Origin of the sequence: Megasphaera stantonii (assembly GCF_025567065.1) — a bacterium.
Classification (GTDB): domain Bacteria; phylum Bacillota; class Negativicutes; order Veillonellales; family Megasphaeraceae; genus Megasphaera; species Megasphaera stantonii.
On the sequence record NZ_JAOQKD010000008.1, the window covers coordinates 1 to 13,387 of the forward strand.

General features: G+C 55.3%; 6 protein-coding genes. All 6 read left to right on the plus strand.

Going from position 1 to position 13,387, the window contains the following annotated elements; translation table 11 throughout:
• Nucleotides 1-425: 425 nt before the first annotated feature.
• Nucleotides 426-2,063 carry a ShlB/FhaC/HecB family hemolysin secretion/activation protein gene (locus tag OCV58_RS05940; protein WP_154877250.1) on the plus strand — a complete coding sequence of 546 codons (1,638 nt, stop codon included), beginning with the start codon at nt 426-428 and terminating at the stop codon, nt 2,061-2,063.
• A 48-nt stretch (nt 2,064-2,111) separates the two neighbouring features.
• On the plus strand, nt 2,112-10,103 hold the full coding sequence (locus OCV58_RS05945; protein WP_154877251.1) for a filamentous hemagglutinin N-terminal domain-containing protein: 7,992 nt from the start codon (nt 2,112-2,114) through the stop codon (nt 10,101-10,103).
• Between the two features lie 320 nt (nt 10,104-10,423).
• The gene (locus OCV58_RS05950; protein WP_154877252.1) at nt 10,424-11,536 is read left to right on the plus strand and encodes an MBL fold metallo-hydrolase; all 1,113 of its coding nucleotides are present in this window, start codon (nt 10,424-10,426) and stop codon (nt 11,534-11,536) included.
• Between the two features lie 129 nt (nt 11,537-11,665).
• The gene (gene lepB, locus OCV58_RS05955; RefSeq protein ID WP_087477065.1) at nt 11,666-12,226 is read left to right on the plus strand and encodes a signal peptidase I; all 561 of its coding nucleotides are present in this window, start codon (nt 11,666-11,668) and stop codon (nt 12,224-12,226) included.
• A 155-nt stretch (nt 12,227-12,381) separates the two neighbouring features.
• Nucleotides 12,382-12,876, plus strand: coding sequence for a QueT transporter family protein (locus OCV58_RS05960; protein WP_154877253.1), 495 nt, complete (start codon nt 12,382-12,384; stop codon nt 12,874-12,876).
• Nucleotides 12,873-13,367: a preQ(1) synthase gene (gene queF / locus OCV58_RS05965; protein ID WP_095630427.1), complete on the plus strand. Its 495-nt coding sequence runs from the start codon at nt 12,873-12,875 to the stop codon at nt 13,365-13,367. The genes OCV58_RS05960 and queF overlap by 4 nt, the downstream gene beginning before the upstream one ends.
• Nucleotides 13,368-13,387 lie beyond the last annotated feature (20 nt).

Genomic DNA, 13,387 nt, shown 5'->3' on the forward strand with positions numbered 1-13,387 from the left:
CGCTGAACCAGCGCCCACGGCGTGTTTTGGGCTACCATACGCCGTCAGAGCTATTTGATGCATTCCTCGATGAAGTTTATGCTAGTGAGTGTGTTTCCTGATTATGGTTGTTCAAATTCAACTTGCAATTTACCATTTTCATTATTTACATAGAAAAGCTATTGGCAAACAGGGGAAAATGATATATGATAAAATGTATATAAAAATAGTAAAAAAATAATAATATACAATGATAGAATAATATATAATTATAAGTAATACAGTGGTTTGTCGCTGGGGAATGATGAAAGTATTATTTTTTTTGCACCAATATTAGATAATAAAAATCTAGAATAATATATACTTATATATATAAATTGTTTTATTTAATAGCCGCTGCGAGTATATGCGCAGCGGTGGGTTCAGCTCATAGAAAGGGATGCTTTATGACAAAAATCATGTATGCAACGATGATGTTTAGCCTGGCTTTGGCTTGTCCGGCGTTGGCCCAGTCGCCTATACCGACGTTTGATAAAGAAGCCGTGACGGTTCATCCGTACAATCGGACGGGCCGGCAGGATGTCATAGTCGACGAGGCGACGTCTGAGGCCTATTTGCCCGGCAATACGGGGACGGATAGGGAACCGGCTTTTTTTGTCCGCCAGATTACTTTGACGGGATTTCCTCTTCCCGACGAACAAGGAAGGCTGAAAGAGATAGTGAACGCTTACAGCGGCCGCAGCGTCAAGGTATCGGAGCTGAAAGAGCTGACCGATGCCATTACGAAGTATGCTAAGAGCAGCGGCTACACCGTAGCCCAGGCTGTCGTACCGCCGCAGGAAATCGCCGGCGGGCAGCTGGAAATCAAGGTTTACGTCGCAGCGTATGATGAAGTGCGCATTACGCAGAACACGTCAGACGTGGCCGACTCGGTCCTGCAGGGGTATCTGTACAGGCTGAAACAGGGGGAAGTCATGACCGACAGGGAATTGGAGCTGGCGATGAATAATCTCAACGACCTGCCCGGCGTGACAGCCCGCGCCGTCCTCCGTCCCGGCAGGGAAGAGGGAACGACGTCTGTCGACGTGGAGGTCGAGCGGCGGCCCGTGTGGAATAACTACGTCTTTACCGACAATGGCGGCGGCTATTACTCCGGCCGGTACCGCTACGGCTTTCATACGGAAATCAACAATCCCGGCGGCGACGGCGACAAGGTGACCTTGAGCGGCATGATGTCCAGTCACGACGTCAAGAATTACAGCGTCCGCTACGAAACGCCGGCAGGCCGCGGCGGCACGCGTCTCGGCGCGGCGTTCAGCCAGAGCGAATACGAGCTTCATACGAACAGCCTGTATACTTCCCTGGGAAGATCGCGGGGCATCAGCCTCTATGGCATGACGCCCTTGTACCGGGACCGCATGAACCGCTTGACGGCTATGTACGGCTACGACCGCCGGGATATGGAAGACAGCTACCGCTTCCGGGCTGCGTCCTGGCCGGAGCTCAAGGTCGGCAAGCGGGCCGACGTCTGGCATGCCGGGCTCAGCGGCAGCCAATACTATCCGAACGAGTTTACCCAATACGACCTGATCTATTGGTACGGCGACATGGATACGGACGGCGGCGCATACTATGACGGTGCGTACCATAAATTGACGGGAAGCCTGCTGAAAATATGGTATGACGGCCTGTGGAATTATCGCGTCCGCTTTCAGGGGCAGTTGGCAAACCGGGCGCTGGATGGCAGCGAGCAGTTTTACCTCGGCGGCATGAACGGCGTCCGGGCCTACGGAAACAACGACGGCTACGGCGACGCCGGCTGGCTGGGCAGCGTGGAAATCCGCCGGCAGACAGGCGTCGAAGGTCTGGAAGCGGCGGCCTTTATCGATGAAGGCTACGGCAATAACAAGGCGGCGGGATACAGCGAGCATCTGTCCGGCTGGGGCCTGGGCCTGCGCTACAGCAAGCCCAATGACTGGTACGTACAGCTCGATTGGGCTCGTAAGATCGACGGCCGCCGCGACTGGTCGGAGCCGACAGACCACGACGACCGCTGGTGGTTCCAGGTCTACAAAATGTTTTAGTTTATTTTTTTTTGTTTCAGATACGCTGTATGGTGGAGGAAGTACCATATGAATACCTATACGAAATATTATTACTTAAAGCGCCGCATAGTCCTGTGCCTGTTGGCCGGCGCGACGGCACTGTACGCAGCGCCCGAAGCCTATGGGGCCGCGGCTGTCGTACCTAATAACGAACTGCCTGCCGGCGGGGCGTCTGTCTTGGGCGGCCATACGGGATTAAATCAGAATGCCGGTACGGCGACGAATCCGGTCATGAATATCCGTCAGAACGGGAAAACCGGCGTCATTACCTGGGACAGCTTCAACATCGGGGCCAACGCCGTCGTCAACTTCTCAGCCGACGCGGCGAATTTCAATACGCTGAACTACGTCAAGGGCAGTATAGAGGCGTCGCAGATTTACGGTACGATTAACGCTGCCGGCGGCAATATCTACGTCGTCAATCCGGCTGGCGTGCAAATCGGCCCGAGCGCCCAGATCAATGCCGGCGGCCTGCATGTGTCTGCTGCCGGTCTGACAGATGAGATGCTGAGCCGTATACAGGCCGATACGAATATGGAAGAGTTCATGAACGCCGCCCAGGACTGCCGTACCGACGCCGAGCTCATGAGCCTCGGTAACATCAACGCCGGCAGCGTCTCCTTTGAAAGCAACGGGCGCATTGTCATCGATACGGAACGGGTGCGCAGCGAAGACAATAAAAAGAACGAAGGTTTCGTCGTCAGGGCCAGCGACGCCAGCCGCGTGCTTTTAGGCTACGACGCCTACGATGAGGCAAATCACACCTATGCAGGCAAGGACAAGACCTTTGCAAATGTCCAGGTAAACGGCGAAGTACAAGGTGTCAGCGGCTACATGTGGGTGGAAGACGCCAGGCAGCTTCAGGCCATGGACACCAATCTCGGCGGGAAATATGCCCTGCGCAACAGCATTGACGCTACGGGGACGGCGGCCTGGCACGACGATGACGGCGATACAGCACGTGAGGGCTTTAAGCCTGTCGGCGTCGGCGCAGATGGAAAGGTATCCGTCAGCACTGCAGACGGCGCGGCCAAATATGGCTTCTACGGCGCCTTCGACGGCTTGGACTACAACATTTTCGGCCTGACGATCAACCGGGGCGATACGGATAACGTCGGCTTGTTCGGCGTAGCCCATGAGGCCGATATCAGCCGCGTTACCTTAGTCGGCGGCAGCATTACGGGCCGTCATTTCGTCGGCAGCGTCGCCGGCGCAGCCGTAGGCAACACGCATATCCGCTATGGAACAAACAGCGCAGCCGTTACGGGCCATAGCGACGTCGGCGGCATCGTCGGCTACAGCGGCGGCACCGTGAAGAATGCCGGTGAAGCAAACCGCTCGGCAGACGTCAAGACCGACGCGGCGTTTGACCATCTCGTCAACATGGGGACTATCATCAGCAAGGGCAGCCCAGACGGCAGCGGCAGTAACGTCAGCAATGCCGGCGGCTTGATCGGCTATTTGTACCACGGCGATATCAAAGGGACGAGCTATAATATCGGCGACGTATCCAGCGAAGGGTACAACGTCGGCGGCTTAGTCGGCCATGCTGTCTTTTCTGAGATCGGCAATGACCATGCCGCAGATGGCCGTGTCTACAACGGACTGGACGTGACCGGGGCCTATAACGTCGGCGGCATCGTGGGGAATATGGAAGGTACGACGGTACAGCATGCAGAAAACCATGGCGATGTACATGCAGAAGGCTATGCGACAGAAGACTATACATATCATTCCTATAATTCCCCATCTAAGGGAAAAACAGTAGCAGTGCAGGCTGCAAATGTCGGCGGCATCGCCGGAACCAGCAGTACCTATGACGGCGATGGGATACCGCAGGACAGCCGGCTTCGTCAGGTCCTGAATGATGGAAATATCAGCAGTCATATCCAAGAGGGTCAGGATTTCTTTGCTGCCGGAAATGTCGGCGGCATTGTTGGCAAAGCGGTGAATACGGATATTACCGCTGTGAGAAACCGGGAAAATGCCGTCCGCGGCGCTCATAACGTCGGCGGCGTTGCTGGGTACTTCGGCAGCAGTTCAGCCAGCGGGACGTATACCATTGCGTCTGGATTGAATGACGGCGGCGATATCATGGCGACGGGGGCGCGCAATGCAGCTGGGTTTGTCACTGAATTGGTGCGCGATAATACCTCGGAGGGTACAGAAACAACTATTATCGGCAATATGGGAGGCATAGCCGGGTATTTGAACGGCGGCAATGTATATGTGACCCAAAGTGCCAATAGCGGCTCGGTTCATTCGCTGCCGATTGCTTCGAAGGAGGCTGTCAGTAAGGCCAGTAAAGCCGGCAATACCGGCGGCATTATCGGCAAACTGAATCGGGACAGTACCAAACAACTGGATGACATAAAGCGCGATACGGCAGCGGCAGCTGTCAGCGAAAGCTATAATAGTGGGAATATCTGCGGCTTTATCAACATCGGCGGCGTTGTCGGCATGATGTTTTATGGTGAAGTCGCTGATTCTTATAACTTAGGCACCGTCAATATGACAAGAACAGCTGGCCGTGATGATAATTTGCCTGCTGCTAATATCGGCGGCGTTGTCGGCGATACGACGGAAAGTGGTAATGTGGCCAAGGCCCTGCTGTATAATGTGTATAACAAAGGTGAAATCGGCGACAAGACCTATACCTATTATGCTCGCCATGTCGGCGGCGTTGTCGGCCGCCTGAATGGCATAGTAGATACATCGTATAATGCTGGCGATATATATAACGGATATAACGTAGTCGGCGGCATTGCTGGATTTTTTTATGGTGGGACAATCAGCAACTCCTTTAATACGGGTAATATAACCGTAGTGAACAATGATCCTAGCGGCAATCGTAGCGGCACCAGCTCGGTTGGCGGCATAGTCGGAGCGGGTTCTCGTTCTAACAAAACTTCAAGAGTCATAGAGAGTGCATATAATTTAGGCACGATTCGCAGCTATCAGGGAAAGAATCGTACGATAGGCAATAATTCTGTTGGCGGTATTATCGGTCGCGGTCCCGCCACGTTGACCAATGTATATACGACAGGAAATTTATATGCTGCTGACGCTGATGGCAATTCCACTACAATAGGATTAGGAAGTTTGTATGGCATAGGAACTGCTAATGATAAGGATAAGGCAACTGTAACTAATGGATATTACATTGCGCCGCAGGATACATCCATATTTACCGATCTGAATGATAAGCAGGGTACCAGAATTGCGTATACAGATCGGCAATCGAAGGATTTCTATAAAAACTTAAACTTTTCGACAGACTGGCGTATCTACGAAGACCAGACTACGCCGATTCTAAATACTTTTATGCCGAAGTCGGCGGAGTATTTCGGCGATACGGCGGCTCATCCCGATGGGATACACGGAATAGACGAGGTACAATACGGTACAGCCTACGATCCCCTGCTGACCATCGTCAAGGCTAAGCAGGACGTAACGTTTAACTGGAGTGAGTTAGGTCTGTCTGGAGAAGGACGGCTGGCTGTATACGGCGGCGGCCTGACCTTAAATGGCGTTGATACGGCGGCTGATGCAGCATATTACGGCGGCTTGCTGTACAGCGACGGTGCGCTGACGCTGAATGCCAAGGACGGGGCCGGCCTGGGGCTGGGTACTGGCGCGGCCTTGTACGGCTCATCTGTTTCCCTACATGCTGACGGAACGGTTACGGTATATGGCGATGTGACGGCGACGGGCAATGGCGGCAAAGGTGATATTGCCATTACAGCCGGTGATGTGGACATATACGGTACGCTGATCTCGGCAACGGGGGGCGAGACCGTTGCGATTCCCGGCATCGCGGCAGAAAGCAATGCCCAGTGGAAGGCCGCAGGAGAAGGTGCTGTATCCGATCCGGGGCAGGATATGAATGCCATAGGGAATTGGTTTTCCTACACGACGGATCAACAGGCGGCAGAAAACGGTGATATTACGATTACAGCTGGTACGAAATCCGTCAATGGGCAGCCTGTATCTATCGGTCAGGGCCATGCTCATCTCTATTTCGGCAATAAGCAGGATGGCCTGATTACGACGCAGGGCAGCCTGACCGTAACGGGCCGGGGCGACGTATTCGTCGACAGCGACCTGGCTCTCGGCGGCGACCTGCTGCTGAAAAGTACAGGGCCTAATGGCGAAGTCGTCCTCGACATTACCCATATTGGCCAAGTACAGGCCCGGCAGGGAATGGTTCCGGATTCGGTCACAGGCCTTAGCCAGTTTATGAAGCATTTCAGCGATATCAATGGGCCGGCTATCGCCCTGAACGCCGCGTCAGGCGACGCGAAATTTGCCGTCGATTTATGGGACGAAACGGCCAATGGAGGGGCTGGCGGCTATACCTTCAAGAAATTTGGCAACCAATTGGAGTTAAAAGATACATTTAATCGCATGAACGCTTTAGTAAACGGACAATCGATTGCCTCGCAAGAAGGAGTTCATACCAATTCGTTTATGTACCTTTGGGTACGCAATGCGGAGCAGCTGCAAGGCATTCAGGACTATTATGAAAATGGCCGCAGCGGCAATGAAAGCGATACGGACGCGCTCAACTACAACTACGCCCTGAAAGGGGATATCAATGCCAGCAACCTGAAGGGCTATACGGCAATCGGAACGGACAGCGACGGCTACATGGGCATCTTCGATGGCCGGGGCCATGCCGTCATCGGTCTGGACGCGGCGAAGGGAGATAACGGCAACAGGCAGTCGTTGGAACACGCCGGCGTATTCTCCCAAATCGGCCAATCCGGCACGGTGAAAAACGTTCATATTTACAGCAGTACCTTTGACGGCAGCCAGACGGCCGGGGCTGTGGCTGGCGTAAATAAGGGTACGATTACGCAGGTCCGTACGTTCGGCAACACTGTCAGCTCCCAGGGCAGCGCCGGAGGCGTCGCCGGCATCAATAGGAACGGCGAGGCTGAGTTTAATGAAGCTGCCGGAACGGTCGGCTTCAAGCGAGGGATTTATGACGTAGAGTCTGTTGGCAGCGTCATCGCCAAGGGCGGCGGGGCTGTCGCCGGTGGTATTGCCGGTACGAATGAAGCCGATGGCGTCGTCGATTTCAGCTACAGCAACAGCGCTGTCGCCACAGACGGTACGGCGACGAACGGCGGATTGGGCGGCGTCGTCGGCTATAATCAGGGCGGCGTGTATCGCATTGATTCCCTGGGCGTGACCAACGGCGGCGATTCCGGCAGCAGCCACGTCGGCGGCGCTGTCGGCATCAACGCTGGGACGATGTACAATGCTTACAACGAAAGCGTCGTCAGCGGCAAGGACGCTGTCGGCGGTATTGTCGGTATCAATCAAGAAGGGAAGACCGTATCCAACGTCGTCAACGCCGCCCATATTACGGGAACGGCAGACAGCCAATTCGTAGGCGGCCTCATCGGCGACAACAGCGGCATCGTAAAAAATGGCCGCAACAACGGCGAAATCATGGGAAATCAGTACATCGGCGGCTTAGTAGGGAAAAATGAGGCCGAAGCCAAGATGGAACGCATTGTCAACGACAGCTCGGCGGCCATTACGGGCGACAGCTATGTCGGCGGCATCGCCGGCAGCAACACCGGCGTGATTTCCGCAACCGGCGACGAGCACAGCGCCGACGGGCCGCTGCTGGTCAACCGCGGCAAGATCACCGGCCGCGAATATGTCGGCGGCGTAGCCGGAAGCAACGAAGACGGCGGCGTCATCGAAAATACCCGCATCGACGGCACGCTGGAAAATATCAAAAATACCGTCGAACTGCACGTCAAGCCGGGAAGCGGCGACGCCCGGTACTTCGGCGGCGTGGCCGGAATCAATCAACGTGGCGCGACCATTACCAACGCCATGACTGAGGCCGAGGTGTACGCTGACGGCGCGACGTACGTCGGCGGAATTGTCGGCTTGAATGAGGGCGCACTGGCCGGAGAGGTCGGCAATGTCAGCAACGTCATAGGCAGTGATTTCGTCGGCGGCGTAGCCGGGGAAAATCAGGCGGACTTCAACGGCCTTACGGCGTCCAATACGGGCGAAGTGAAGGCGACGAAGGGCGGAGCCGGCGGCCTCTTCGGCCAAAACGGCGGCGCTATGACGGATTCCAGCTTGATCAATAGCGGCACCGTCGTAGGGACGACGGGTGCGGTGGGCGGCCTTATCGGCACCCATACTGGTACGGTTTCCCGCTCCCAGGCAGTGAATACCGCTGGGGCCCAGGTCGCAGGCCAGCATACTGTCGGCGGACTTATTGGCGACAACCAGGGGTCGATTTCCGGCGGCTGCGACGACAAAGGCGGCTATTACAAGTATCAGGTCTACAACAACGGCGTCGTCAGTGTCGGCACGTGGACGGATGCCGATGGGGATAAACTCGTTGACGCAGGCGAAATCCATACGGGCGCTGCCGGAGAAAATATCGGCGGCCTCGTCGGGATGAACCGCGGCGTCATAACGGCAGCCTACAATACCGGCGCTGTCGATGCGGCAGGAAGCGTCAATGTCGGCGGCATTGCCGGCAGCAACAGCGGCACGGGCAAGATCAATCAGGTATTCAGCCATATTATGACGGCTGACGGTACAAATGAAGCGGTACAAGGTAAGACGAATGTCGGCGGTATCGTCGGGGCGAATAGCGGCACCGTGTCGAACGCTTACAGCGCAGGCGAGGCAAGGGGAGATGGAGCAGTCGGTGCTGTGGCCGGCGACAATACGGGTACCTTGGCTAATGTCTACGGCACAGGGACGCTCGTCGGAGCGGGAACGGCCGCCGGAAATGGCTACGACCTGTCGGATCCTTCGTTCCAGCAGACGAAGAAATCCTCCTATGGCGGCTATGATTTTGCCTATACCTGGCGGATCTACGACGGCAGCAGCACGCCCCTCCTGAAGGTATTCCTGACGACCTTGACCATGAAGGACAAGGCTGTCATGGACGGCAAGGCCATATCTATTGACGAATACCTTGGCCTGACCTATACTGGCCGGGAGCAGGATTTGGACATTCAGGATCTTATCGCCAAGGGCTTCCTTACCGGCCCCGACGGCATGGATGCGCCCTTTGCGGCTTACGACCATACGACGGCTTCCACTGCCGCCAATGGAAACGGCAGCCTGCTGTACAATACGAAGGGACAGGTCGATGCCAGGGACTACACGGAATGGCTGGCTTCGGCTCAAATCAGCCGCGGCCATGGCGAATCCTTTGCTCCCAATAACTTAGGCTATGATGTCGCCTGGGCGTCGGACAGCGGCAAGATTTCTGTAGACAAGGCGACGCTGGACGTGGCCCTCGATGATATTTACCGTATATACGGAAACAGTCAGATGCATGGAGGCGGAGCCGGCGGCCGCATCGTGCCGGACTACCAGGATTTCCTTCACCTTACGGCGACGAACGGCAAGGGGAGAACCTTGGACGTGCAGGGCTTTGACGACGATATGCGGCGTATTCGGGACCGTCTTGCCGTCGCCGACGGCGCGGCAGATGGTATCGGCAGCCTGCGGCAGACGAACGACACCGGCAGCTACGATTGGAGCGTCACCTTCGACGCTTCGGTTCTAGGCAATTACAAACTGAAGGATGCGTCGTCCCTGACCGTAACGGCGATAGGCAAATCGCACGTCGCGCCGGCAGCTCTCACGATCCGCGCCGATGACCTGACCATTCCTGTCGGTATGCCGGCACTGTATACCGGCAGCGTATCACCCTTTGTCAACGGCGACGTCTTCGGCCCTGTCGTCTTCGGCTTGTCTGCCAGCGATACCTCTAAGGAATATCGGCCGGGGTGGTACGCCGGCGTCATCGGCTTCCAATACGGCGGCGCCTTCTACGGCCAAGGATCGGACTTGTCCGGCCTCTTCGTCGGCAACTACGACATCCGCCTGGAACCGGGCGATCTTACCGTCACCGACCGCATCGTGCCCGATATCTACGACGCGCCCTTCGGCCGAAAGGAGGACTTCCGCGAACGAAAAGCGGAAATCCGCTTCGTCGACGGCGGCATGGAACTCTAATGGTATATGGCAATACAACTGGACGCCTGCAATGCAGGCGTCTGTTTTTTCAGAAACTTCAGAGAACACGCTGACGTTGCAGAGAATGAGTCCCTTGCGGCGTCAGCGTGTGTTGTTTTTATTTTAGTATGCTGCCGGATTGTAGTGTACGACGGCAATTTCCGGTATGATGCTGTCGGCAACATAGGTTATGAATTTCGAGAAGCGTTCCTTGTGTTGTTTCGTCAAAATTGTATGTGCAGTGAAAAGTGAAACAGCTTGACTTAAACTTCACTCTAACGAGTATAATGAAATAAAAACGCAGAAATGGAGTATAGACGATGAACAGACGACAGTTTTTGAAAGCTATGGGAATCGGCGCAGCCGGCCTGGCCCTCGGCGGTACGTATTATGTAAACCGGCCGGAATTCGGCCGCCTGCCGACGGGGATGCGGCGGGAGCGCATCTTGGCCTCGCCTCATTATTACGACGGGCAGTTTCAGAATTTGGAGCCTATCGACCAGACTGTCAAAGGGGGAGAAGCCAAGGCCATGGCCGAGTTTCTCTTCGGCAGCTCCGAAGGATTAAAGCCGAAAGGACGGATGATTTCCCAGAAAACGGACCTGCATTCCCTGCCTCTCGACGAGGACTGTGTCGTCTGGATGGGCCACTCGTCGCTGTACCTGCACCTCGGCGGCTATCGCATCCTTGTCGACCCGGTGTTCAGCAGCTATGCTTCGCCGGCCTTTTTCATCAACCGGGCCTTCGACGGCAGCAATATCTATGCAGCTGCCGACATTCCTCCTGTGGACGTGCTGGTTCTTTCCCACGACCATTGGGATCATCTCGATTATCCCAGCGTCATGGCATTGAAGGACAAGGCGAAGCACATCATCTGTCCCTTGGGCGTCGGCGAGTATTTTGAGCAGTGGGGATTCGACATGGCCCGCGTCCACGAGGAAGACTGGTATACGGCTGTTCCCCTGGCCGATGCTCTCGCGGTGCACGTCCTGCCGAGCCAGCACTTTTCCGGCCGTCTGCTCAAGCGCAATCAGACACAGTGGGCCGGCTTTGCCTTCGTCACGCCGGGTCGGCGCGTCTATGTCAGCGGCGATGGCGGCTATGGAAGCCATTTCCGTCGTATCGGCGAAACCTTAGGGCCCTTTGATCTGGCCGTCATGGAAAACGGACAGTACAACGAACGCTGGGCCCGTATCCATCTCATGCCGGAGGAAGCGGCCCAGGCAGCCGTCGATGTCGGCGCGAAGGCTGTCCTGTCAATGCACAACGGCAAATTCGCCCTGAGCCGTCATCCTTGGGCTGAGCCGTACCAGCGCCTGTCGGCTGCCAGCATAGGAAAACCGTACCGGCTTCTCACGCCCAAAATCGGCGAAGCCGTCCGCATCGGCGACGACAGGCAGACCTTTTCGGCGTGGTGGGAGCAGATGGCGTGAGCGGTGCGCGGCGTTGAAGATGAAAAGGAATCATCCCTGGTCGGCCCGGCGTGGAAATGTATGCCGTCTCATCTTGCTTTTGCTGCCTCCCTTTGTTACAATAAATGCAGTGCATAAGGAGGGTTTGCTGTGAATACAATTTTGCATGAAGTATATGAGTGGGTATATTCCATTATCATAGCGTTGGCCATCGCGATGGTCATTCACATTTTCTTTTTCCAGCCGACGCGCGTGTCCGGCGAATCGATGGTACCGACGCTTCATAACGGCGAATACCTCATTGTGTCCAAGCTGGGGCACGTCATGGGCGATGTGCCGGATTACGGTGATATCGTCATTATCGACAGCCGCGTGCTGTACGAGCGGACCTGGAAGGACGATGTGACGGAGCCTATGAACAATTACCTGGCCTTTTTCAATCATGATTTGCAGACGAAAAACGTCTGGGTCAAGCGGGTTATCGGCCGGCCCGGCGATACGCTGGCCTTCCGCGACGGCAAGGTATGGCGCAACGGCGAGCCCTTGGACGAGCCGTATATCAACGAGCCCATGAATTACAGCCGCAAGGACGAAATCAAGATTCCCGAAGGCTATGTATTCTGCATGGGGGACAACCGCAACCACAGCAGCGACAGCCGCTTTATCGGCCCCGTTCCTGTGGATCACGTATTGGGCAAGGTAATTTGGTAGTACCATAATTTCACAAGACAGTTCGCAATCCATCCTGTCGGTAAACAAAACTAGGAAGCTGTACATGACATGAATTTTTATGTATGTATGCCGACGGGTTTGCCTTTGGACGAGCCCGTTTTTTAATTGTAATGAAATGAAGGGAGGCGGCGCTGATGTATAATTTCCTGGCAAATACGAAACGCATGACTATTTCCAGTATGGTCATTGCCTTGTATGTCGTCCTGCTGTATGTGACGCAGGGCGTTTCCTTTGGTCCCTATCAAATCCGAATCGCCACAGCCTTGTATGCATTGGCTTTCGTGTACCCCTTCCTGGTCGTGCCTATGGGGATTGCAAACTTTGCCGCTAATTTCTTGTTTGGCGGCCTGGGACTGCTGGATATGGCCGGCGGCTGTTTGGTCGGCTGGCTGACGACGTGGCTCATCGTGCAGGTCCGCCTGCGGGACTGGAATGTCTGGCTTGCGGCTCTGCCGATCTGGTGGGTTCCGTCGCTGGGCGTCAGCCTGTGGCTGTCCTACTTATTTGGCCTTCCCTACGGCATGCTCGTCGCGTCGTTGTCGGCAGGACAATTTCTGCCGGCTCTCTGCGGCGTATTTCTCATCCACGCCTTGACCAAGGCATATCGTGTCAATAAGGAGCATATATGAACAGAACAAGTGAAGAATTAAGCCAGCTGGCTTCGTTGGGGAGTCAGCATACGACGTATCGTCAGGATTATGACCCGGGACTGCTGGAAACCTTTGACAACAAGCATCCCGGCCGGGATTATTTTGTCAAATTCAACTGTCCGGAATTTACCAGCCTGTGCCCCAAGACAGGCCAGCCTGACTACGCGACGATTTATATTTCCTATGTGCCGGACCAAAAGATGGTCGAAAGCAAGTCGCTGAAGCTGTACCTGTTCAGCTTCCGCAACCGCGGCGATTTCCATGAAGACTGCGTCAATATCATCATGGACGATTTAATCGCCCTCATGAACCCGAAATATATTGAGGTGTGGGGCAAATTTCTGCCCCGCGGCGGCATCAGCATCGATCCGTACTGCAATTACGGCCGCAAAGGCACACCGTGGGAGCAGGTAGCTTGGCAGCGCCTGTCCCAGCATGATTTGTATCCGGAAAAGGTAGATAATCGGTAAAGCTGCCGGGCCGTGTCTTC

Coding starts and splice junctions, on each gene's coding strand:
- OCV58_RS05945 (WP_154877251.1), top strand. CDS start 2,112: ATGAATACCTATACGAAATATTATTACTTAAAGCGCCGCATAGTCCTG.
- OCV58_RS05960 (WP_154877253.1), top strand. CDS start 12,382: ATGTATAATTTCCTGGCAAATACGAAACGCATGACTATTTCCAGTATG.
- OCV58_RS05940 (WP_154877250.1), top strand. CDS start 426: ATGACAAAAATCATGTATGCAACGATGATGTTTAGCCTGGCTTTGGCT.
- queF (WP_095630427.1), top strand. CDS start 12,873: ATGAACAGAACAAGTGAAGAATTAAGCCAGCTGGCTTCGTTGGGGAGT.
- OCV58_RS05950 (WP_154877252.1), top strand. CDS start 10,424: ATGAACAGACGACAGTTTTTGAAAGCTATGGGAATCGGCGCAGCCGGC.